Source organism: Bacillus sp. SN1 (assembly GCF_002796895.1).
Taxonomy (GTDB): domain Bacteria; phylum Bacillota; class Bacilli; order Bacillales; family Bacillaceae; genus Bacillus; species Bacillus inaquosorum.
On sequence record NZ_PHIE01000006.1, the window covers coordinates 259,504 to 281,715 of the forward strand.

22 protein-coding genes, 1 tRNA gene and 1 pseudogene are annotated in these 22,212 nt (G+C 42.5%); 18 read left to right on the forward strand and 6 right to left on the reverse strand.

All coding sequences use genetic code 11. The features are described 5' to 3' along the window. The first annotated feature begins 46 nt into the window (after positions 1-46). The 9 genes and pseudogenes from tlpA to rhaA all read left to right on the forward strand — a co-directional run bounded on the left by tlpA (position 47) and on the right by rhaA (position 12,382). On the forward strand, positions 47-2,035 hold the full coding sequence (gene tlpA / locus CVV77_RS19420) for a methyl-accepting chemotaxis protein TlpA (protein ID WP_100276240.1): 1,989 nt from the start codon (positions 47-49) through the stop codon (positions 2,033-2,035). Between the two features lie 269 nt (positions 2,036-2,304). Next, a pseudogene (locus tag CVV77_RS22735) lies at positions 2,305-3,201 on the forward strand (cache domain-containing protein); the annotation flags it as partial. Beyond that, a complete protein-coding gene (locus CVV77_RS22740; RefSeq protein ID WP_395940385.1) occupies positions 3,196-4,146 on the forward strand; it encodes a methyl-accepting chemotaxis protein in 951 nt (316 codons plus the stop codon). The pseudogene CVV77_RS22735 and the gene CVV77_RS22740, both read left to right, overlap by 6 nt. A gap of 112 nt (positions 4,147-4,258) precedes the next feature. After that, positions 4,259-6,247, forward strand: a complete 1,989-nt coding sequence (locus CVV77_RS19430; protein WP_019259302.1) for a methyl-accepting chemotaxis protein — start codon at positions 4,259-4,261, stop codon at positions 6,245-6,247. Between the two features lie 137 nt (positions 6,248-6,384). Then, complete coding sequence (locus CVV77_RS19435) at positions 6,385-8,454, forward strand: bifunctional aldolase/short-chain dehydrogenase (protein WP_100276242.1); 2,070 nt, start codon at positions 6,385-6,387, stop codon at positions 8,452-8,454. Between the two features lie 57 nt (positions 8,455-8,511). Then, on the forward strand, positions 8,512-9,288 hold the full coding sequence (gene rhaR, locus CVV77_RS19440) for a rhamnose catabolism operon transcriptional regulator RhaR (protein WP_100276243.1): 777 nt from the start codon (positions 8,512-8,514) through the stop codon (positions 9,286-9,288). A 4-nt stretch (positions 9,289-9,292) separates the two neighbouring features. Beyond that, positions 9,293-10,753, forward strand: a complete 1,461-nt coding sequence (gene rhaB / locus CVV77_RS19445) for a rhamnulokinase (RefSeq protein WP_100276244.1) — start codon at positions 9,293-9,295, stop codon at positions 10,751-10,753. 14 nt (positions 10,754-10,767) lie between these two features. Then, complete coding sequence (gene rhaM, locus CVV77_RS19450; protein ID WP_019259298.1) at positions 10,768-11,082, forward strand: L-rhamnose mutarotase; 315 nt, start codon at positions 10,768-10,770, stop codon at positions 11,080-11,082. Positions 11,083-11,107: 25 nt separating this feature from the next. Further along, positions 11,108-12,382: an L-rhamnose isomerase gene (gene rhaA, locus CVV77_RS19455; RefSeq protein WP_100276245.1), complete on the forward strand. Its 1,275-nt coding sequence runs from the start codon at positions 11,108-11,110 to the stop codon at positions 12,380-12,382. 39 nt (positions 12,383-12,421) lie between these two features. Here the strand turns inward: rhaA and iolU are convergent, their stop codons facing one another. After that, the gene (gene iolU, locus CVV77_RS19460; protein WP_019259296.1) at positions 12,422-13,408 is read right to left on the reverse strand and encodes a scyllo-inositol 2-dehydrogenase; all 987 of its coding nucleotides are present in this window, start codon (positions 13,406-13,408) and stop codon (positions 12,422-12,424) included. 180 nt (positions 13,409-13,588) lie between these two features. Between iolU and CVV77_RS19465 the strand changes: the two genes are divergently transcribed. The 3 genes from CVV77_RS19465 to CVV77_RS19475 all read left to right on the forward strand — a co-directional run bounded on the left by CVV77_RS19465 (position 13,589) and on the right by CVV77_RS19475 (position 15,857). Continuing rightward, complete coding sequence (locus CVV77_RS19465) at positions 13,589-14,755, forward strand: AI-2E family transporter (RefSeq protein ID WP_100276246.1); 1,167 nt, start codon at positions 13,589-13,591, stop codon at positions 14,753-14,755. A gap of 92 nt (positions 14,756-14,847) precedes the next feature. Further along, on the forward strand, positions 14,848-15,678 hold the full coding sequence (locus tag CVV77_RS19470; protein ID WP_003242240.1) for an undecaprenyl-diphosphate phosphatase: 831 nt from the start codon (positions 14,848-14,850) through the stop codon (positions 15,676-15,678). A gap of 106 nt (positions 15,679-15,784) precedes the next feature. Continuing rightward, positions 15,785-15,857: transfer RNA gene (locus CVV77_RS19475), tRNA-Ala, on the forward strand. 112 nt (positions 15,858-15,969) lie between these two features. On the opposite strand, the gene CVV77_RS19480 is transcribed toward CVV77_RS19475, so the two are convergent. The 5 genes from CVV77_RS19480 to CVV77_RS19500 form a co-directional block, all read right to left on the reverse strand. Further along, positions 15,970-17,196 (reverse strand): tyrosine-type recombinase/integrase, encoded by a 1,227-nt coding sequence (locus CVV77_RS19480; protein ID WP_100276247.1) that lies wholly within the window; start codon positions 17,194-17,196, stop codon positions 15,970-15,972. 20 nt (positions 17,197-17,216) lie between these two features. Continuing rightward, a complete protein-coding gene (locus CVV77_RS19485; protein ID WP_100276248.1) occupies positions 17,217-17,720 on the reverse strand; it encodes an ImmA/IrrE family metallo-endopeptidase in 504 nt (167 codons plus the stop codon). A 71-nt stretch (positions 17,721-17,791) separates the two neighbouring features. Beyond that, positions 17,792-18,139 carry a DUF4064 domain-containing protein gene (locus CVV77_RS19490; RefSeq protein ID WP_072565182.1) on the reverse strand — a complete coding sequence of 116 codons (348 nt, stop codon included), beginning with the start codon at positions 18,137-18,139 and terminating at the stop codon, positions 17,792-17,794. Between the two features lie 12 nt (positions 18,140-18,151). Continuing rightward, positions 18,152-18,673 (reverse strand): hypothetical protein, encoded by a 522-nt coding sequence (locus tag CVV77_RS19495; protein ID WP_100276249.1) that lies wholly within the window; start codon positions 18,671-18,673, stop codon positions 18,152-18,154. Positions 18,674-19,002: 329 nt separating this feature from the next. Then, positions 19,003-19,392, reverse strand: a complete 390-nt coding sequence (locus CVV77_RS19500) for a helix-turn-helix domain-containing protein (RefSeq protein ID WP_033884319.1) — start codon at positions 19,390-19,392, stop codon at positions 19,003-19,005. Between the two features lie 173 nt (positions 19,393-19,565). Between CVV77_RS19500 and CVV77_RS19505 the strand changes: the two genes are divergently transcribed. The 6 genes from CVV77_RS19505 (at position 19,566) to CVV77_RS19530 (ending at position 22,181) form a co-directional block, all read left to right on the forward strand. Beyond that, positions 19,566-19,790 carry a helix-turn-helix domain-containing protein gene (locus CVV77_RS19505; protein ID WP_100276250.1) on the forward strand — a complete coding sequence of 75 codons (225 nt, stop codon included), beginning with the start codon at positions 19,566-19,568 and terminating at the stop codon, positions 19,788-19,790. A 68-nt stretch (positions 19,791-19,858) separates the two neighbouring features. Continuing rightward, positions 19,859-20,050 carry a helix-turn-helix domain-containing protein gene (locus CVV77_RS19510; RefSeq protein WP_100276251.1) on the forward strand — a complete coding sequence of 64 codons (192 nt, stop codon included), beginning with the start codon at positions 19,859-19,861 and terminating at the stop codon, positions 20,048-20,050. Between the two features lie 64 nt (positions 20,051-20,114). After that, positions 20,115-20,882 (forward strand): phage antirepressor KilAC domain-containing protein, encoded by a 768-nt coding sequence (locus CVV77_RS19515; RefSeq protein ID WP_100276252.1) that lies wholly within the window; start codon positions 20,115-20,117, stop codon positions 20,880-20,882. Between the two features lie 151 nt (positions 20,883-21,033). Next, complete coding sequence (locus CVV77_RS19520) at positions 21,034-21,603, forward strand: helix-turn-helix domain-containing protein (protein WP_100276253.1); 570 nt, start codon at positions 21,034-21,036, stop codon at positions 21,601-21,603. After that, complete coding sequence (locus CVV77_RS19525; protein WP_033884313.1) at positions 21,600-21,857, forward strand: YqaH family protein; 258 nt, start codon at positions 21,600-21,602, stop codon at positions 21,855-21,857. Before CVV77_RS19520 ends, CVV77_RS19525 begins: the two co-directional genes overlap by 4 nt. A 129-nt stretch (positions 21,858-21,986) precedes the next feature. Further along, on the forward strand, positions 21,987-22,181 hold the full coding sequence (locus CVV77_RS19530) for a YqaI family protein (protein WP_100276254.1): 195 nt from the start codon (positions 21,987-21,989) through the stop codon (positions 22,179-22,181). Positions 22,182-22,212: the final 31 nt, after the last annotated feature.

Sequence of the window (22,212 nt, forward strand, 5' to 3'; positions counted from 1 at the left end):
TCCGCCGATATAATTTGTAAATTATTGAAAGAAGGTTCAAAAGGAAATGAAAAAAACACTCACCACTATTCGCAGGTCATCAATTGCCAGGAGACTTATTATTTCTTTCCTGCTGATCTTAATTGTTCCCATTACCGTCCTTTCGGTAAGCGCTTATCAATCAGCAGTTGCCTCTCTTGATATACAGATGACGCAAAGCGCAAAGGAAAACGTTCAAATATTAGATAACATCATTGATGATAAAATCAGCACGACTGAAAAAAGCCTCGCGTTTTTCAGCGATTGGGCTACAGCAGATAAGTTTAAGGATAAAAAGAAAACAGAGCTGAAAGAGGAATTTAAACAATTTATTCAAATGAATGACAATGTCGCTGCGGTATTTTCCAGCAGCAAAGACGGGGAATTCACACGTTATCCGTACGCAGACATGCCGAGTGACTTTAATGCTTTAGAACGGGATTGGTACAAAGAAGCAATGGACAATAAAGGAAAAACAATCGTTACTGAGCCTTATGAATCCATTTCATCAGGAAAAATGGTCGTTACCATCGCCCGCCAGACGGAGGATGGATCAGGTGTTGTCGCCATAGATATGAAAATTGATGACCTGGTCAAAACCGCGAAAGGAATCAATATCGGAAAAGAAGGCTATGCTTTTATCTTAAGCCAAAACAAAAAAGTCATCGCCTATTCCGGAGAAAAAGCGGGAGCAGAATTAAAAGGAGACTGGGTTGATAAGCTCTACAAAAATAAAAGCGGCGACTTTGAATATACATACAATGGAAAAGAGAAGAAAATGGCATTTGCCACAAGCGAAACAACAGGCTGGAAAATCAGCGGCACGATGTATGCGGACGAGATCCGAGATGCTGCAAGCAAAGTTCTGACCATGGCTTCAATCGTTCTGGCGATTGCCATCACAGCTGGAATGACGGCGATTTATTTTGTGATTCGGTCCATCACAAAACCATTGAGACGCATTGTCGCATCAGCTGAAAAAATCAGTGAAGGCGATCTAACCGAAACGATTGAAATCAATTCAAAAGATGAACTGGGCGTTCTGAGCCAGAGCTTCAATCATATGGCCCACTCGCTCCGCTCACTCATTCACGGCATCAAAGACTCAGTAGAACACGTTGCTTCATCATCAGAAGAATTGACTGCATCCGTAGACCAGACAAGCAGAGCCACTGAGCATATTACGATGGCCATCGAACAATTTTCAAACGGCAGCGAAAGCCAAAGCGACAAAATTGAGACGACAACCGAACAAATTAATGAAATGAACGACGGGTTGTCTGAACTGGCGCGGGCTGCCGCAGTGATTACAGAAACATCCGCAGATTCAACAGAAGTATCAAGCAAGGGTGAGACACTCGTACAGAAAACAGCCAGCCAAATGAATACGATTGACTACACTGTGAAAGAAGCAGAACAGGTGGTGAAGGGGCTGGAAATCAAATCAAAGGATATCACAAATATTTTGCGTGTCATCAATGGCATTGCGGATCAAACCAATCTTTTGGCTTTAAATGCCGCCATTGAAGCGGCCAGAGCGGGGGAATACGGACGGGGCTTTTCCGTCGTCGCTGAAGAAGTGAGAAAACTCGCGGTACAGTCAGCTGACTCGGCAAAAGAAATTGAATCGCTGATCAGCGAAATTGTAAAAGAAATTCACACATCATTGAACGTGCTTCAGTCCGTAAACAAAGAAGTTGAAACAGGGCTTGTCATGACGGATGAAACAAAACAAAGCTTCAAACATATATCGCACATGACCAATCAAATTGCTTACGAACTGCAAAACATGAATGCGACGGTTGAGGAACTGTCAGCAGGAGCTCAAGAAATTTCCGCTGCTTCAAATGATATCACGGCCATTTCCAAAGAAAGCTCGGACGGCATCCAAGATATCGCCGCTTCTGCTGAGGAACAGCTGGCATCCATGGAGGAGATCAGTTCATCAGCACAGACGCTTGAAAGAATGTCTGAAGAGCTCCGTGATCTGACAAAACGATTTAAAGTGGATAAATAATAGGGCTAAATAACTATCTATTTATGGGAAATTAGTTACTTTTGTTAAATTTCTTCTTTTTTACTGTATATATTTACCCATTTCCTGCCGATATGAAGGGTAGCATAAAAAAGGAGAAATGAATGATGAAAAAAATACTCCAACTCATAAAACAAAGATCAATTACACGGAAACTTCTCGTTTCCTTTCTGTCGATCCTCATCATACCGGTTGTCATATTGGCAGCCATTGCTTATCAATCAGCAAGCAGCTCACTCGACAGACAGATGATGGGGAGCGCATTGGAAAATGTACAGCAATTAAACGAAATTATTAACTCCAGCATCGGTGAAAAAGAAAACAGCGCCGCTTACTTCAGCGAATGGCTGACAAAAGAGAAATATAAAGCAAAAAGCGATGCAAGCATTAAAGAGAAATTCTCACAATATATCAGCATTCATAAAGATGTAGAATCCATTTATACAAGTGACAAAAACGGGCGTTTCACCCGTTACCCGGATCTTCCGATGCCGAGCGGCTATAATCCGGTTGAACGCGACTGGTACAAAAAAGCGGTTGCGAATAAAGGAAAAGTTGTTGTGACTGACCCTTATAAAACCGCTTCTACAAATACAATGGTTGTGACCATCGCCCAACAGACAAAAGATGGTTCAGGCGTTATCGCAATCAACATGACGATTGAAAATCTGCTGAAAACAACTAAAAAAGTCAATATCGGTAAACAAGGCTACGCATTTATCATGACGAAGGACAAAAAGGTTGTCGCTCATCCTAATGAAACCTCAGGAACTGAATTGAAGGGCGACTGGCTCGACAAGGTGCTAAATGCGGATAAAGGCGATTTTCAATACACGATGGACGGCGATAAGAAAAAAATGGCCTTTGACACAAACAAGTTAACGGGATGGAAAATCGGCGGCACCATGTATTTGGATGAAATTCATGAGGCAGCCCAGCCTGTCCTTCACATTGCTTTAATTGTCTTGGCAGCAGCTATTATCATAGGGATTATCGTCATGACATTGATCATTCGGTCAATTACAACGCCGCTGAAACAGCTTGTCGGTTCCTCTAAGCGGATCAGCGAGGGAGATTTGACGGAAACCATTGATATCCGTTCAAAAGATGAATTGGGCGAACTCGGCAAAAGCTTCAACAATATGGCGTCGTCACTTCGTTCTCTCATCCACACTATCCAGGATTCCGTGGACAATGTTGCGGCTTCCTCTGAGGAGCTGACCGCATCAGCCGCGCAAACGAGCAAGGCAACAGAGCACATTACATTGGCGATTGAACAATTTTCTAACGGCAATGAAAAACAAAACGAAAACATTGAAACCGCAGCAGAGCACATTTATCAAATGAATGACGGATTGACGAATATGGCTCAAGCTTCTGAAGTAATTACAGATTCATCTGTTCAATCGACAGAAATTGCAAGTGAAGGCGGCAAGCTTGTTCATCAAACCGTCGGCCAAATGAACGTCATTGACAGGTCCGTTAAAGAAGCAGAACAAGTCGTACGCGGATTGGAAACGAAATCGAAAGATATCACCAATATTTTGCGTGTAATTAACGGTATCGCAGATCAGACGAACCTGCTTGCCCTAAACGCAGCGATTGAAGCGGCGCGCGCAGGCGAGTACGGCCGCGGCTTCTCCGTTGTAGCGGAAGAAGTGAGAAAGCTGGCAGTTCAATCAGCAGATTCAGCAAAAGAGATTGAAGGATTAATCATCGAAATTGTGAAGGAAATCAATACATCTCTCGGCATGTTCCAGTCTGTCAATCAAGAGGTGCAGACAGGCCTTGACATCACAGATAAAACAGAAATGAGCTTTAAACGCATTTCTGAAATGACGAACCAAATCGCCGGCGAACTGCAAAATATGAGTGCGACGGTTCAGCAGCTTTCTGCGAGCTCTGAGGAAGTTTCGGGAGCATCCGAGCACATAGCATCGATTTCAAAAGAAAGCTCAGCTCATATCCAAGATATCGCCGCATCAGCTGAAGAGCAGCTTGCTTCCATGGAAGAAATCAGTTCGTCAGCAGAAACCCTTTCGTCTATGGCGGAAGAGCTTCGCGACATGACCAAACGATTTAAAATCGAATAATGAGCCCAAACACCCAAGCCTGTACGCTTGGGTGTTTTTTTTAGTTTTTTTATTAAACCTTTTATCCTAGTTTGACGATATTAGATTTAGCTTAAAGGAGGAGTCAGCAAGAATGGGAAAATTCATAAAATGGATCAAACAGCCATCGATCAGCAAACCGCTTATCGCTGCATTTCTGGCAGTGCTTATTTTGCCGGTTGGGGTTTTAGCATATTTCAGTTATCAATCAGCTTGGAATGCGTTAGACAGAGAGCTGATAAACAGCGCGAAGGGAAATGTTGAAGAGCTCAACAGTACGCTGCAAAATAAACTGGAAGATAAAGTGAAAGCAATAGATTATTATAGTGAGACAATCGATAAAGACATATTACAAGGCAAAAACAAAACCTTACTGAAAGAGAAACTTAAGCAGTACACGACACTAAACGACGATGTAGGAGCAATCTATGCGGCTTCCGAAAGTAAGAAGCTTTACAAATATCCGGATAGCGGTGTCCCTAAAGGCTTCGATCCGACAGGACGTGACTGGTACAAACAAGCCGTTGCGAAAAAAGGACAGGCTGTTTTCTCAGAACCGTATACTGATGAAGCAACAGGGGATATGGTTGTCACAATTTCAAAACAAATAAAAGACGGCTCAGGAGTCATAGCACTTGATTTAAATCTGGATGAAGTGCTTACTGCTTCACAGAGAATCAAAATTGGCAAAAATGGCTTTGCATTTATTACAACAGGCAACAAAAAATATATCGCCCATCCGACGATTAAGCCTGGGACAACAGGATCAGGCAACTGGACAAACCAAGTATATTCCAAAGAAGACGGCTCATTTGAATATATCTTCGAAGGCAAAGAAAAGAAAATGGCCTTCACGACTAATAAACTGACAGGCTGGAAAATCGCGGGCACATACTTTGTCAGTGAATTGCAAGATGCTTCAAGTCCGGTACTGAACACAGCGGTTATCATTCTATGCGTGTCAATTGCGATCGGCGGCATACTCATTCTCTTTATTATCCGGGCCATCACCAAGCCGTTAAGAAAACTGGTTTCTACATCCGCAAAAATCAGCAGCGGGGATCTCACAGAAGTCATTGATATTCACTCGAAAAACGAGTTCGGCCAGCTTGGCGAAAGCTTTAACGAAATGTCTGCATCATTGCGTTCTGTTATTGGTGTCATTCAAACGTCTGTAGAAAACGTGGCATCATCTTCTGAAGAGCTGACGGCAAGCGCAGCCCAAACGAGCAAAGCAACTGAACACATTACACTCGCCATCGAACAGTTCTCAGATGGCAATGAGGCGCAAAGCGAGAAACTGGAAATAAGCTCAAACCATCTTTCTCAAATGAACCACGGGATTTCAAAAGTGGCTCAAGCCTCTTCAACGATTACGAAATCATCGATCCAGTCCTCTGAGGCAGCGGGCAGCGGAGAGAAACTGGTTGAACACACAGTCGGCCAAATGAAAACAATCGACCAATCCGTTCAAAAAGCGGAAGCGGTTGTGAAAGGTCTAGAAACAAAATCGCAAGACATCACAAGCATCTTAAATGTGATTAACGGTATTGCTGATCAAACCAACCTGCTGGCATTAAATGCTGCGATTGAGGCGGCAAGAGCGGGAGAATACGGAAGAGGCTTCTCAGTAGTAGCGGAAGAGGTTAGAAAACTTGCCGTACAATCAGCAGACTCAGCTAAGGAAATTGAAGGGTTAATTCAAGAGATTGTCAGAGAAATCAGCACTTCACTTGCGATGTTCCAATCCGTGAATCATGAAGTGAAGGAAGGCTTGCAGATTACTGACCAAACAGCGGAAAGCTTTAAACAAATCTATGAGATGACAACTCAAATTTCCGGCGAATTGCAAAACCTGAACGCGACGGTGGAACAGCTGTCAGACGGATCACAAGAAGTGTCAAGTGCGGTTGAAGACATTTCTGCAGTGGCGAAAGAAAGCTCTGCAGGCATTCAAGACATCGCAGCTTCGGCGGAAGAACAGCTTGCGTCTATGGAAGAAATCAGCTCTTCAGCTGAAACGTTGGCAAACATGGCGGAAGAACTTCAGGACATCACGAAGAAATTTAAAATTGAATCGTAATGGAAAGAGAAAGCGGCATATCCTGCCGCTTTCTTTTTTTATTAAAACAAAAATAAACAAAAAGAATTCAAAAACAAACAAAGATCATATATAATGAAAACGGATACAAATAAAAAGGGGATGGAGGAATATCAAATATGGTGAAACATGTATGGGATTCAGATCATGCTGCACAGCTGCAAAAAGGCGTAGAGGAATTGGTGTACAGGTCCAATCTGATCGGGTCAGATCGCACTGTCTGCAACTGGGGTGGCGGGAATACGTCTATGAAAACAACGGAAAAGGATTTCAGAGGCCGTGAAACAGAAGTCATGTGGGTGAAAGGAAGCGGTTCTGATCTGGCAACAATGAGAGCGCATAACTTTACCGGTTTGAGATTAGATGACATCCGCCCGCTGATCGAAAGGGACCACATGTCAGATGAAGAAATGGTAGACTACTTGTCTCATTGTATGATTGACAGCAAGCATCCCCGCCCTTCAATTGAAACGCTGCTACACGCTTTTCTGCCATACAATCACGTTGACCATACCCACCCCGATGCGATTATCAGCATTTGCTGCGCTGATAATGGAAAACAAATCGCTGAAGACATTTACAGAAACCGGTTTGTTTGGGTGCCATACGTACGCCCTGGATTTACTTTATCTAAAATGATCGCTGAAGGCGTAGCGAACAATCCCAACGCAGAGCTTGTGTTAATGGAGAAACACGGATTAGTCACTTGGGGCGAGACGTCTGAAACATGTTATGAAAAAACGATATCCATCATTCAAGAAGCTGAGCAATATATTAACGATCGTATCAATCAACATGAGATATTCGGAGGCAAAAGATATCAGCCGCTGCCGGAGGATCAAAGAAAACAAATATTAGCAGCCATCATGCCTGTGATCAGAGGAGCTGTCAGTGAAGAAAAGAAAATGATCCTTTCCTATGATGATCATGATGACGTCTTAGAATTTGTCAACAGTGTCCAAGCGCCAGCGCTTTCGCAAATCGGTGCGGCATGTCCGGATCATCTTGTTCACACAAAGCGGGTTCCGCTGTACATTGAGTGGAATCCGAAAACTCAAGATGTGCATAAGCTGGCGGATCTGATCAAATCAGGAGTCGAACGTTTTACATCAGAATATCAGGCTTACTTTACACGCAATCAGCAGGAGGGGGACCAAATCTTTGAATCAGCCCCGCGGGTAATATTGATTCCTGGCATCGGAATGGTGAATACGGGAAAAAGTTACGCCATGTCTAAAGTAAGCGGCGCTTTATATCGGAGGGCCATCGCTGTTATGAAAGGGTCAACAGCTCTTGGGCACTTTGTTTCTTTAAATGAAAATGAATCCTACCATGTCGAATATTGGCCGCTAGAATTATACAAGCTCACGCTGGCCCCGCCGGAAGCAGAATTTTCCCGTAAAGTAGCGTTGATAACAGGAGGAGCCGGCGGAATCGGCAGTGCAGCATGCCGCCGCTTTGCAGCTGAAGGAGGGCACGTGATCGCAGCTGATCTAAATATAGAAGGCGCACAGAAAATTGCCGGGGAAATAAACGATGCATACGGAGAAGGACGGGCAATGGCTGTCAAAATGGATGTGACAAAGGAAGAGGAAGTACGGTCAGCCTTAGAACAAGCAGCGCTTGCTTACGGCGGCATTGATATCGTCGTCAATAATGCCGGGCTGGCCACATCAAGCCCATTTGACGAAACAAGTCTAAAAGAATGGAATCTTAATATGAACGTATTAGGAACAGGCTATTTTCTTGTGGCCCGTGAAGCGTTTAAACAAATGAAACAGCAAAACAGAGGCGGAAGTATGGTATTTGTCGGATCAAAAAATTCAGTTTATGCGGGTAAAAACGCATCTGCCTACAGCTCGGTAAAAGCGCTTGAAACCCATTTGGCAAGGTGTATCGCAGCAGAAGGAGGGGAATACGGGATTCGGGTAAACTCCGTTTTGCCGGATGCGGTACTTCAAGGATCGGCTATCTGGGGATCAAGCTGGCGGGAGGAACGGGCCGCAGCATACGGGATTGAACCAGATCAGCTTGAGGAACATTACCGGAAACGCACGGCGTTGCTCGTCAATATTTACCCGCAGGATATTGCCGAAGCCATCGCATTTTTCGCTTCTTCTAAAGCCGAAAAAACAACGGGCTGCATGATCACGGTAGACGGCGGCGTCCCTGCTGCTTTCACGCGTTAGAAGTATGCTATGATAAAAATAACAAGACGGATTACAATATGAGGAAGGGCGTTACCGATGTTAGTAGCAGAACGGCAGCAAAAAATAGTCGAAATAGTGAATATGCGTTCAAGCATCCGCGTATCCGAATTAAGTGACATATTTTCTGTCACAGAAGAAACCATTCGGCGCGATCTTGAGAAGCTTGAGAAAGAACATAAACTGAGCCGAAGCCACGGAGGAGCGGTCAGTATTCAGCAGCAGGAATCAGAAGTTCATTTTTCTGAACGGGAAATCACAAATGTCATAGAAAAAAAAGCCATCGCTCACGAAGCAGTCAAATATGTAAAGAGCGGAGACCGAATCATTCTCGATGCAAGCACCACCGCCTGGTACATGGCGAAAATACTCCCTGATATTGAGCTCACTGTCATTACAAACTCAATGAAGGCAGCTATTGAACTCAGCAATAAAGAAAACATATCAGTCATTTCAACAGGCGGCATTTTGCTGGCAAAATCATTATCATTTGCCGGCCCGTTAGCAGAACGTTCACTTGAGACCTACCATGTCAACAAAACCTTTCTGTCATGTAAAGGATTTGACATAAACAACGGGATGAGCGACTCAAACGAGTGGCAGGCACTGCTCAAAAAACGGATGATCGAAAGGTCTGATCAGACCATTTTGATGGCCGATTCAAGCAAATGGGGGAACCGCGAGTTTTCACATATCGCCTCGCTGCAAGATATCAGCCGCCTTATTACTGATTCCGGACTTGATCCGGTATCGGTAAAAGCTCTTGAAGACAAAAAGGTGAACGTGACAGCTGTTCCCCTTCCGAAGAGAGGGTGAAAGAATGATATATACTGCCATTGATATAGGCGCATCAAGCGGGAGAGTCATGGTAGGTGAACTGAAGGAAGGGAAGCTTGAAGTACAAGAGATTCACAGATTCGCTAACGGCTTCATTCAAAGAGACGGACATTGCTTCTGGGATATTGATCATTTGCTAAAACAAATCCTGCAAGGACTGCAAAAGGTGAAAGCGCTTGGGTATGAACGCTGCACCGTAGGCATTGATACATGGGCAGTTGATTATGTCTTACTGGACGACAAAGGCAATCGTTTGCAGGAAGTGATGTCCTACCGGGATAAAAGAACAGAACACACAATAGATAAACTGGAATACACCCTGTCAAAAGACACAATCTATCAAAAAACAGGAATACAATTTCAGCCTTTTAACACGATTTATCAATTGTATGAAGAAGACCGTGAGCTGCTGAAAACAACAGACAAAATTATTATGGTTCCTGATTATTTAGGCTATTGTTTAACCGGAAAAGCCGTAACGGAAATCACAAATGCATCCACAACACAGCTTTTAAACGTCTCAACTGGAAAGCTTGACCCTGAATTGCTTGAAGCCGTGTCTGTTCAGGAACATCAATTTGCGCCGCTGACTGAACCGGGGTGTGAGCTCGGCATGCTGAAAAATGATTGGTTCCCGGATTATGATCTGCCGGCTTGCAAGGTGATAACAGTCGCAACGCATGATACTGCCTCGGCCGTCATCGCGGCTCCAGGTGTAAACGATAGCTGGGCGTATATCAGCAGCGGAACATGGTCGTTAATCGGGGTTGAAAACAAAACGCCGATATTAACTGATCTGGCTTTAAAAAACAACTATACAAATGAACGCGGCGCAAACAACACCATTCGCTTTCTCAAAAACATCATCGGCATGTGGGTGATACAGGAAGTAAGACAGCAATTACAAGCAGATTACTCTTTCCAGCAGCTTGCAGAAGAAGCCCGAAAAACAAAACCATTCCTGCAGTTTATAAACTTAAATGATGAACGTTTCCTGAATCCAGACAGCATGATAGAGGAATTACAACATTATTGCAGAGAAACCCGCCAGAAGATTCCCCGCACTGCAGGCGAACTTGCCTGCTGCATCTACAGCAATTTAGCCATCATCTATGCGATAGCCATCAAAGAGCTGGAAACGATCACAGGAAATTCGATTCAGCAGCTTCATATCATTGGCGGCGGAGCCCGGAATGACTTCTTAAATCAATTAACGGCAGACATGAGCGGAAAAGCGGTATACGCAGGGCCCATAGAGGCAACCGCCATCGGAAATATACTAATGCAAATGATTGCTGCCAAAGAAGTCAAAGACATAAAAGAAGCCCGGCAAGCCGTCAGAAATTCCTTTCCGATCAAAGTGTTTACACCTAAAGACATTGACAGAAGCACGATCATTCAGTCATTTCGGCAAACTATTTTGAAAGCGCTATCTAAAAGGTGAAGAGGTGATTAGGTGTGAAAAGAAAAGCCAGTATCATGTTTGTCCATCAAGACAAGTACGAGGAATACAAACAGCGGCATGATGACATTTGGCCTGAAATGGCAGAAGCACTCAAAGCTCATGGAGCCCACCATTATTCCATTTTTTTAGACGAAGAAACAGGCCGGCTTTTTGCTTATTTAGAAATAGAGGATGAGGAGAAGTGGAGAAAGATGGCGGACACTGAAGTTTGCCAGAGATGGTGGAAAGCGATGTCGCCATTAATGAAAACCAATCCGGATTTCAGTCCTGTTTCGATAGATCTTAAGGAAGTTTTTTATTTGGATTAAAAAACTGAAAAAGGGAGAGAGACGCATGACCATAAAAGCCAATTATGACAGTGCAAAACAGGCGTATGAAAAATGGGGAATCGATGTTGAAGAGGCGCTTCGGCAATTAGAGCAAGTGCCCATTTCAATCCACTGCTGGCAGGGTGACGACATTGAAGGCTTTGAAGTAAATAAGGGAGAGCTTTCAGGCGGAATTGATGTGACCGGCAATTATCCCGGAAAAGCGCAAACCCCTGAAGAATTAAGAAGAGATTTGGAGAAGGCTCTTTCTCTCATTCCTGGAAAGCACCGCGTGAACCTGCATGCGATATATGCAGAAACAAACGGGGAAGCGACTGAACGGGACGAATTGAAGCCGCAGCATTTTGAAAACTGGGTGAAATGGGCAAAAGATCTCGGTCTTGGTTTAGATTTTAATCCCACCTTGTTTTCGCATGAGAAAGCGGCAGACGGACTCACCCTTTCACACCCCGATCCGAACATCAGGGAATATTGGATCAGGCATTGCATCGCGTGCCGCCGTATTGGGGAATATTTCGGGAAAGAATTAGGCACACCTTGCTTGACGAATATTTGGATTCCCGACGGCTATAAGGATATCCCGAGTGACAGGCTGACACCGCGTAAAAGATTAAAAGAATCACTGGATCGGATCTTCGCAGAGGAGATCAGTGAACAACACAATCTTGATTCACTCGAGAGCAAGCTGTTCGGGCTTGGTTCCGAATCATATGTTGTCGGATCTCATGAGTTTTATTTAGCTTATGCTTTGACGAATCATAAGCTTTGTTTACTTGATACAGGCCATTACCACCCGACTGAAACGGTATCAAATAAGATCTCGTCCATGCTGCTTTACACAGATAAACTCGCCTTGCACGTGTCCCGTCCCGTTCGCTGGGATAGCGACCATGTTGTGGTTTTAGATGATGAATTGAGAGAAATCGCGCTTGAAATTGTACGCAATCAGGCACTTGAGAAGGTCGCTATCGGCCTCGATTTTTTCGATGCCAGCATTAACCGTGTTGCCGCCTGGACCATCGGAACGAGAAATATGGTCAAAGCTATATTGTATGCCTTACTTCTCCCGAACGGCTATTTAAAACAATTGCAGGAAGAGGGCCGCTTTACAGAAAGGCTGGCGCTGATGGAGGAATTCAAAACATATCCTTTCGGGGCCATCTGGGATTCCTACTGTGAACAAATGGGCGTGCCGGTAAAAGAGGCATGGCTCCATGACATAAAAGAGTATGAACAAAAGGTGCTTTTGAAAAGGAATGCATCTACTCCGATTGTCTAATAAAAAATCCGCCGCGGCCTTTGCTCGCGGGCGGATTTTTTAGGCTTGATCGGCAGGGTACACAATCCCCATTTGCTTTCTTGCTTCTTCCATGATTTTGGCGGTGATCAAAGACCGTTCAAATGTATTTTCTTCCGATTCCTGCTTTTTCTCTTTTATGAGCGTGACAAATTCCTCTGCTTCGTAGAACATCGCCGGTTTAGGATCAGGAATCGAGATGTTTTCCAGGCGGCCGTCGCGATAGCGGATTTCCACTCGTTCAGGCCGGTGAATCGTATCGATCACAATCGTTCCGTCTTCACCCTGGATTTCCGCCGGAGCATAGGAAGTAGAGATTTTAGAATGCATCAAAACGGCTTCGAACCCGTCGTAAGACAGAATGACGGTTCCTTCTCCATCCACTCCGGAGGACAAAGCATATCCGCTCGCCTTCACATTCTGCGGCTCACCAAACAGCACGACTGCAGGATAAATACAATAGACACCGATATCCATTAATGATCCGTTGGAAAGCTCAGGCTGAAACGCATTCAAGACGGTTCCGTTTCTGAACGCGTCATACCGTGAGGAGTACTGGCAGTAGCTTGCGGTAAATCTGCGGACAGTGCCGATTTTATGTAAGTGGTTTTTCAGCTCTTTGAAATTCGGCAGGAAAGTGGTCTTCATCGCTTCCATGAGGACAACGCCGTTTGCCTTAGCTGCTGAGATCATTTCTTCCGTTTCTTTTGTATTCGAAGCAAACGGCTTCTCGCAAAGCACATGCTTGCCATGGTTCATAAAGAGAACGGCTTGTTCCTTGTGAAAGGCATTCGGACTGGCTATGTATACGGCATCAAAGCAATCGCTTGCCGCCATTTCCTGAAGATCTGAGAAGGTGTGCTCAGCACCGTGTTTAGCGGCAAACTCGGCAGCGCGTTCAGCCGATCTTGAATAAACGGCTGTCAGCTGGAAATCTTCTATCTCCGCTGCTGACTCAAGAAAGCGGTCTGTAATCCAGTTGGTTCCTACTATTGCAAAACGTATCACTCTTATCGCTCCTTTTGTATGATATAGCTAAATTATAGCTTAAAAAGGAGAAAAGCACATGATAGATCAAATCGCATTTTTAAAGCAAGGAAGTTTTTCCAACAATTAGCCGTTATTATTTTTCATTATAGGGACGATAGTGTACAATTTAATTAAACTAAGTATGACGGAGGAACGATAGTGGAGACGTTGCAAACATGGAGCGGCAGATTCAAGCGATTCTTCTTGGACAATAAGTTTGTTTTATTTTTGCTTGTGCTGCTGCTGATTGGTTTAAATATTCTTGTTTTTACAAAAACATCATTCATTTTTACCCCGATTATTGTTCTTCTCAAAACGATTTCACTGCCGATTATTTTAACGGGTATTGTGTTTTATCTGTTAAACCCAGTCGTCGATTTCCTTGAGAGAAGAAGAATAAGAAGAATCTATTCTATTTTGCTGTTATATCTATTGATTATCGGGCTGATCACGATCACGATCGTGTCCATCATCCCCTTTTTAAAAGAACAAATTATGAGCTTGATTGACAACATCCCGAGATATGTGGATATCGTAGAAAGTCAGACGAAACAGCTCATCGGCAGCAATTTCGTCAACCAGGCCCAGCAAACGATGAACATCAATATATCTGATCTCGCAACAAAGATTTCAGATCAGGCGGCGACGATTGTGAACAGCACCTTTACCGGCGTTGGGAATTTTATCGGCGCACTGACTGAGATTATCATTTCGATCGTCACGGTTCCGTTTATTCTTTTCTATTTATTAAAAGACGGAAGAAAGTTGCCGGTCTATATACTGAAGTTTGTGCCGACTCGATTGAAAGAACAGACTTATACAGTCTTAAGCGAAATGAATCATCGGTTAAGCTCTTATATCAGAGGCCAGATCATTGTCAGCTTCTGTATCGGGTTTTTGCTGTTTATCGGTTATTTGATTATCGGGCTGGATTATGCTTCATTGCTTGCTGTCATTGCGGCTTGTACAAGCATCGTTCCATATTTAGGACCGACGATTGCCATTACGCCAGCGATTATCATCGCCATAGTGACATCGCCGCTCATGCTGCTTAAGCTGGTCATCGTATGGACCATTGTTCAGCTGATTGAAGGGAAATTGATCTCTCCGCAAATTATGGGGAAAAACCTTCACATCCACCCGATTACGATTATTTTTCTGCTATTAACAGCCGGCAAGCTGTTTGGCGTTGTTGGAATCATTCTGGCAATTCCGGGCTATGCAGTTGCCAAAGTCATTACAACACATTTATTTGACTGGTTTAAAATGCAGTCACACTTATACGATGAAGAAAAAAAAGAAAATACGTCGGGTCATAAAGTGTGATTTTCGTTTATAGTTATGTAAGACGGGCTTTCCATTTATGGAAAGCTCCCGTTATGTAAAAAAATAAATGTCTAATGGGGAGAATCAAAATCATGACTCTATGGGAATTGTTTGTAGCTGCCATTTTAGGAATCGTAGAAGGATTAACAGAGTACGCGCCGGTTTCTTCGACAGGACATATGATCATAGTAGACGATATCTGGCTTAAATCAAGCGATCTGATGTCAGAAGAAGCTGCCAACTCATTCAAAGTGGTTATTCAGCTAGGCTCCATTTTAGCGGTAGCAATCGTGTTTAAAGACCGGATTTTGAATTTGCTCGGCTTAAAAAAGAATATTACAAGCGACCAGGAGCAGGGACATAAATTAAGCATTGCGCAAATTGCCGTCGGACTCGTGCCTGCAGCTGTCCTCGGCTTTTTGTTTGAGGATTACATTGATGAATATTTATTTTCCGTTAAAACTGTTGCCATCGGTTTAATCGCCGGGGCAGTCCTGATGCTTTTTGCTGATTGGGTAAATAAACGAAAAACAGCGACAGACACTCTCGACCGCATTTCATATAAGCAGGCGATAGGGGTCGGCTTATTCCAATGTCTTGCCCTTTGGCCGGGTTTCTCGCGTTCAGGTTCAACCATTTCCGGGGGCGTTATTCTCGGATTAAACCACCGCGCGGCAGCCGACTTTACGTTTATTATGGCGATGCCGATCATGATGGGAGCGAGCTTTTTAAGCCTTGTGAAGCATTGGGACAGCTTAAGCTCGGATCTGATGCCGTTTTTCATCGTCGGCTTTATCTGCGCCTTTGTTGTCGCGCTGTTTGTCGTCCGTTTCTTCTTAAAACTGATCAATAAAATCAAACTTGTCCCATTTGCCATCTACCGAATCATCCTCGGTGTGATTTTACTTTTAATCATGATGTAAACCGAAAAATAAGGCTCTTTTGGAGCCTTATTTTTTCTGTTCATTCAAGAGGAAACAGCTTGTTTTTCAAAAAAAAATCATCTATAATAAACATGACGTTACATACGGGGCCATAGCTCAGCTGGGAGAGCGCTACGCTGGCAGCGTAGAGGTCAGGGGTTCGAGCCCCCTTGGCTCCATACCTTTAAACCCTTATTCTATAAGGGTTTTTTTATTTGTCAGGAACAGAGCCAATAACCCAAAAAAGCAATTGGGGACAATTTGGGGACGAAAATTTTATTTTGGGGTCATTTAGTTGCTTTTCACCTTCAAATTAGGGTTAAATTGATCAAAATATTGAGCTGTTTCATTTTCAAGTTTTTCGGTAACGTGGCCATAAATATCAGATGTAATTCGTCTGCTTGCGTGACCGGCACGTTTTTGAATTGCGCTCATATTTTCGCCGGCTTCTATTAGGAGAGCCACCATCGTATGCCGCAGATCATGGAGCCTAATATTTTTAAGCCCATACTTCTTTTTGATTTTAGCCCACTTTGCAGTAGGGGTAGTGTAGTAATATGGCTTTCCTGTTCCACTATGAAAGATGTATTGATTGTCCTCGCCTTCCCAGGCATCACCGAGCATAAGTTTTTCTTTCTTCCACATGCGATAATACTTTGCTAAATCCTCCATATAGAAATCTGGCATTTTAACAAAACGTTTGGAACTGCGAGATTTAGGTGCCTTTACAAGCGGCTGCCCGTTGACTGTTTTAGATATTGAGCGATTTACATAGAATCCTCCTCTGTCCCAATCCACATCCAAGTGCCATTGAAAGGCAAGTCCTTCACCACGCCGTAAACCGCCAATCATTGCACCCAAAAAGTATAAACGCCATTTAATATCAATCTCATATAAAACTCGAATACATTCTTCAGCTTCATCAGTCTGAAAATACTGCATTTCTTTCGGTTCCACATGCGGCTGACTTAATCCCTCCATAGGGTTGTCTTTAATGAGTTTCCATTCTTCTGTAGCTGTCTTGAACATTGCCTGTAGAGTTTGAAATACATCAAGAATTGTTCTATCACCAAGTCCGCCAGGCTTTCCATCTTTCCGAGCCCCATCTTTAGATAAATCATCTATAAAATCAACAACGTGAAGTGTTTTTATTTTGTCTATTTGTTTATGCCCAAATGCAGGGAGGATATGATTGTGTAAGTGTCCTGAGTGTTTCTCAGATGCTTTATAAGAGTAAGGTTTTCCACTTTTATTAAAGAGTTTCTTTTCAACCCATTTCTCCGCAAATGATTCAAAAGTAGCTTTTTCAGGAGCAATATATTCGCCGGCCTCTACTTCAATTCTGAAACGGTGCAGCTGATCTTCGAGATACTCCTGTAATTTCCGTTTAGACTTTAATATTTTTGGATCTTCGATACGAATCGATTTCTTTTTTCTATCTCTTTTACCGTTTGCGTCATAACCATTTTCAACTATTAATCTAAAAGATTTTTCACCACGTCGTTCAATACTAGCCATGTGGCAACCTCCTTGTTCTATTAATTCATTTGATAGAGCTTTTGATGCCAGAGAATAGAAAACTGTTTTCTTTTGTACATTTCCAGCCGTTTAGCTGCGAAAGGGTATGTGACGTTAAAGGTATCCCCAATTAACTTTATAGCCTCCGATTGCATGCGCGGCAACGAAATCTTTTCGAGCATAAATGTTGGTACACAAAAGTGATACATGAAACTATTGGCCTGGTACTCTTGCAGCTGGCGAAACATACGATTCATATTGAATTGGTTTCCGCAATGTTTAATCACATGCCCGAGTTCATGGACAAAGTCCTCCCATTGCTGTTGACGAGAAGTCCTTGAATCCAAAACCATGCTATAAAGACCATTTATACAAAACATGCTGCTGCCTTTTCTTTCGTAGTGAATCCAAATCTGAAAAGCAGCCGCAATCCGTTCCATGTCAATCTCTTCAGGAGTAAACATATTCAATTTTGTATAAATCTTCTTTACTTCTTCTTCTAGATGAGATAACTGAATTGTCATAATAGCACCACCTGATGGGAATGTATGTTCTGTTTTTGGTGTGAAAGAAAAGCCCTTTGGAGGGCTCTTCGTTACGCTGCTGTTGTCTGAGATTTGTCTTTTCTAACGAGTCCCATGATACCAGGGATAATAAGAAGTACAGCAGGCAGTAAGTAGAACAAGAATATGCAGATTAATCCACCAACACCAGAAATAATAAGTAAAACTCCACCTAGTTTAGGTTTGCTTTTGACAAGGATAGAGGCAACAATACCAAGAATTGATAGGAACACGGCGCCCCAACCTAATCCAATAATTTCACTTGTTCCAGTCGAATTAATAGAGGCATCAATTCCACCTACAAATAAAGCGATTATTGCTCCGAAAAAACCAAAAATACTCCCGATTAGACCTAAAACAAATTCAGTTGTTCTTTTCATTTCAAAATCTCCTTACTTAACTGGTACTGTGATTGATACTGCTTTGTTATGCATAAAGTCTTCAGTTATAACTTCACCAAAGTTCAATTTGATTTCTTTAACGCTATCAACGTCAATCTCTTTTCCTTCAGGAGCTGTGAATTCAAGAACTCCTTCTTGTTTAACGCCACCTTGAACTTCTCCGCCAACTTCTCCATCTGTTAAGAACATGTTTGCAGATAACTGCATGCTGCCAATAACTGCATTTCCTTGGTCAGGATAGAAAGTTAGGACCTTGTCGGTAGTATTTTCAATGTTTAGTCCAACGTTTATTTTGTCTTTCATGATCTTTACGTCGCCCAGGTTAACTTTCATTCCCAGAGCTTCAGCAGATTGTTTGCTTGCATCGACTTTTTTAGAGCCGTCATCTTTAGTCTCTTCAGTTTTTTTGTCTTTTGAATCACTACTCCCTGTAGAGACATCATCTGTCGAGCTACATGCTGCTAACGCAAGTGCCAGTCCCAAAGACATGAATAAAACGAACCACTTTTTCAACCTAATTCCCCCAGTTCATAAATTAGAATACCTATTAATAATCGGCTAAAACTGCCAAAAATTCAAGAGGATTTTGCCAAAAATGTTAATAGATTCATAATATTAACGGGGGTAAGATGGTGAATTCACTTAGCGGATCACCTCAAAATTTGCTGTTGAAAGAGAATATAACCTCAAAGATCACCTCAATTTTTGAGGTTGAAATCATTTCAACTGAATAGTTTACCTCAAATTTTGAGGCGAAGTGTTCAGCATTAATTAAACTAAACAAAACAATAATAATAAATAAAGACAAATGTGTTTGTTATGTAATTATTTTTTGCTTCTGTTTACTCATCAGATGAATTTGGAATTTTACGACCTTTCGCCTTTTCTTTCTCTTTCAGATAATTGATAAAGTCAATAGCTTGTTTTCGGTTTTCTTCGGAAAAATCTGAAGCTTCTCGAAACGCTATTTGCAAGTCTGGATCAGTTTCAATATCACTTTCAGAGTAAGAAACAGTCCTACTAACATTTGTGTCAATGTCAGTTCTGCCTAAGAGGTAGTCAGTAGTCGTATCAAGAGCATCTGCAAGATCACGAAGCATTTCGTTTGAAGGTGTACTATGTCCGTTTTCATAGTTGCTAATTGTACCTTTTGTTGTTTTAACTTTACTAGCTAATCCTGTTTGTGTTAAACCTCTTCTCTTCCGGATAAGCTTTAATCTTTTAGACAACATACTGATTTCCTCCACTTAGACCGCTGATCTTATTTAAGTACAAGATAATTGTACAACAATATGTTACAGATTAAAATTTTGTATAAGAAATTCATACTTTTTATTGACATACAAGATTCTTATACTTACAATAAAGACAAGAAGTACAAGAAACTTATACAGGGGGTGAGTAAATGAAAAATCACAACCTTGTTAAAGCCCGAAAAGCGAAAGGGTTGACACAAGAAAAATTAGCAAATCAACTAAAGTATAAAAAATCCACTATTTCAAACTGGGAGAACGGTTACTCTACACCAAAAATGGAAGATGCATTTAAGGTGGCTGAGATATTGGGTTGTGATATTAAGGACCTTTTTTTAAATCGAAAAGGACAAGAATCTCATACTATGATTATGTAAGTATGAGATTATCAAACAAAACTCTTTGACAAAGATAGTCCAACTAAACTTTCATAGGAGGTTACGAAATGGCTCGCAACACAATGACTGTTCAAGAAGCGGCTGAATATCTTGGTGTTCATCACGACACGATTTACACAATGGTTCGTGAAAAAGAAATTCCTCACTTTCGGGTGCGAACACGTATTTTCTTCACTAAGCACAACATAGATGCGTGGATCGAAGCACAGGAACAAGCAAATATGAAACAAGCGCAATAGCAAAGGACCTACTGAACGAAAATTTCCGTTTAGTGAATGACAACTCTATTAAGGAGGTTCATGAATGAATCAATTACAAACGTTCAAGAATGATTTATTCGAAGTTGCTGCCAAGGTTGAAAATGACCAAATTCTTTTTGATGTTGAAAGAGTTGCAAAATCATTAGGGATCATACAAGAAAAGAACAACAAACAATATATCCGTTGGGAACGTGTGAATGAGTATTTACCACAGTCTTCCCCAGAAGTGGGGAAAGGTGATTTCATCCCTGAACCACTAGTGTACAAGCTAGCTTTCAAAGCATCTAACCAAATTGCTGAGCAATTCCAAGACTGGTTAGCAATCGAAGTCATCCCGACAATCAGAAAAACGGGCGGCTACGTTGCAAATGACGAGTTATTCATCCAAACATACTTGCCGCAAGCTGATGAAAATACAAAGCTGCTTTTCAAAACTACTCTTCACACTATGAAAGAGCAAAGCAAGCAAATAGAAACCATGAAACCGAAAGTGATTTTCGCTGAGGCGGTTGAATCGTCCGAGTCCTCTGTGCTTGTTGGTGAATTAGCGAAAATCATTCAGCAAAACGGTGTAGATATCGGGCCGAACAAATTATTTCAATGGTTGCGTGACAATGGGTATCTGATTCGCAAAAAAGGTGAGTCATTTAATCTCCCAACCCAACGCAGTATGGATATGGGGCTGTTCGAAATTAAGAAAAGAACGGTAAGCAACCTTGACGGCTCAATCAGAACCACACGGACACCAAAGGTAACCGGTAAAGGTCAGATTTATTTTGTAAATAAATTCATGTCGTCTCAATCGGCTTAATCGCGCTTCACTCCACAACTTTGAGGAGTGAGGTACTAATCTCCACAATTTTGGGGAGATTGAAATAGCCATTTATGGCAAAGGGACAACCACCATCCCTTCATTAATTAAATTTTACCAGTAAATAACTTATATATCAGGAGGCAAACATATGGAGAACAACCCATACAATTTGCGGAATTTACCGCAGATTATGCGCAGAGCCCGCAAGGCGGCAGGTCTTGCACAATATCAAATCGGAATTTTAATCGGAGGAAAAGATCAGCGTTATGTCTCAGACGTTGAAAACGGTTTTAGCAGACTAACACCTGAGTTGTGCATTAAGTGGTTTGAAGCCTGCGAAGCCTATGAACACATTGATCTCGTACATTACTTGTTTAAGCTGCATCCGACAGCGGTTGCGCCGATTGATCCTGCATTAAATGAAAGCGCAAGCGCTGCGGTAATAAATATGATTCATCAGCTTGAAGAAGCATTGCAGGCTACTAAGCAATTGGCACGATGGTTGGCAAGTGATCGGCCGGGCCGTTCAAACGATCTACCAATGGGAGATATTAAACAAATATTTGATCTAATCCCGGCAAATAAAACACTGATCTACTCATTAGTTCGGAATCACGGACTGAATATGCAAGAGCTGGCAGATAGGTGGACCCGTAAAGCGTTGATGGATCAGGTAGCCATGTCAAAACAAGAAGAAAGGAAGGCGGTTTTTGCATGAAAACTAATCAGTTTTTGAAGTCAGATGTAGATGCAGCAAAAAGAAAAATCGAATCAGCGGAGGAGCTTTCTATCATGCTTTCGGAGGCATTACGTGATGGTGATTATGAAGAGGCAATCAGTCTCGCCGGAAGTATCAAAGTTCTTACAGAGGATATCAGCCGACTGGCTAATAAAGGGCGTTTATATGAAACAGCTATGAAAATGCAACAGCGCGGCATCAATTTGGCAGTGATAAGTAGGTGTTTGGGATGATGGTTCACTTTGTCCACAAACCTGCAACAGCGTTGGAGGTCAGAGCATGGTGTGAAAGAATCCGAAATCATAGCGAACTGCACTTGATTTGGGATGAACGTACAGCAAATTACAGAAAGGAGAATATGAATGATCGAAAACCCAATGATTCTGAACAACTGGCACGATAGGCTGACTGAGCCAGAAACACAAAAGGATTTTTTCGGGGATGAAGTAACACCAGTCGATGAATATGTAATCGATTGCGGCGCGGTGATCTTGAGAGAGAATCTTGATCGCTATCTGAGGGAGCAACTAGGTTTCCAGTTTGTAAATGGGCAATAAAAAAGTCCACTTGGCAGAGTGGACTCGGTAA

Bases quoted from the DNA above. Each gene is read 5' to 3' on its own strand.
- tlpA (WP_100276240.1), top strand. From the start codon at position 47: ATGAAAAAAACACTCACCACTATTCGCAGGTCATCAATTGCCAGGAGA.
- CVV77_RS22740 (WP_395940385.1), top strand. From the start codon at position 3,196: ATGGCGTCGTCACTTCGTTCTCTCATCCACACTATCCAGGATTCCGTG.
- CVV77_RS19430 (WP_019259302.1), top strand. From the start codon at position 4,259: ATGGGAAAATTCATAAAATGGATCAAACAGCCATCGATCAGCAAACCG.
- CVV77_RS19435 (WP_100276242.1), top strand. From the start codon at position 6,385: ATGGTGAAACATGTATGGGATTCAGATCATGCTGCACAGCTGCAAAAA.
- rhaR (WP_100276243.1), top strand. From the start codon at position 8,512: ATGTTAGTAGCAGAACGGCAGCAAAAAATAGTCGAAATAGTGAATATG.
- rhaB (WP_100276244.1), top strand. From the start codon at position 9,293: ATGATATATACTGCCATTGATATAGGCGCATCAAGCGGGAGAGTCATG.
- rhaA (WP_100276245.1), top strand. From the start codon at position 11,108: ATGACCATAAAAGCCAATTATGACAGTGCAAAACAGGCGTATGAAAAA.
- CVV77_RS19470 (WP_003242240.1), top strand. From the start codon at position 14,848: ATGACTCTATGGGAATTGTTTGTAGCTGCCATTTTAGGAATCGTAGAA.
- CVV77_RS19480 (WP_100276247.1), bottom strand. From the start codon at position 17,196: ATGGCTAGTATTGAACGACGTGGTGAAAAATCTTTTAGATTAATAGTT.
- CVV77_RS19485 (WP_100276248.1), bottom strand. From the start codon at position 17,720: ATGACAATTCAGTTATCTCATCTAGAAGAAGAAGTAAAGAAGATTTAT.
- CVV77_RS19490 (WP_072565182.1), bottom strand. From the start codon at position 18,139: ATGAAAAGAACAACTGAATTTGTTTTAGGTCTAATCGGGAGTATTTTT.
- CVV77_RS19500 (WP_033884319.1), bottom strand. From the start codon at position 19,392: ATGTTGTCTAAAAGATTAAAGCTTATCCGGAAGAGAAGAGGTTTAACA.
- CVV77_RS19505 (WP_100276250.1), top strand. From the start codon at position 19,566: ATGAAAAATCACAACCTTGTTAAAGCCCGAAAAGCGAAAGGGTTGACA.
- CVV77_RS19510 (WP_100276251.1), top strand. From the start codon at position 19,859: ATGGCTCGCAACACAATGACTGTTCAAGAAGCGGCTGAATATCTTGGT.
- CVV77_RS19515 (WP_100276252.1), top strand. From the start codon at position 20,115: ATGAATCAATTACAAACGTTCAAGAATGATTTATTCGAAGTTGCTGCC.
- CVV77_RS19520 (WP_100276253.1), top strand. From the start codon at position 21,034: ATGGAGAACAACCCATACAATTTGCGGAATTTACCGCAGATTATGCGC.
- CVV77_RS19525 (WP_033884313.1), top strand. From the start codon at position 21,600: ATGAAAACTAATCAGTTTTTGAAGTCAGATGTAGATGCAGCAAAAAGA.
- CVV77_RS19530 (WP_100276254.1), top strand. From the start codon at position 21,987: ATGATCGAAAACCCAATGATTCTGAACAACTGGCACGATAGGCTGACT.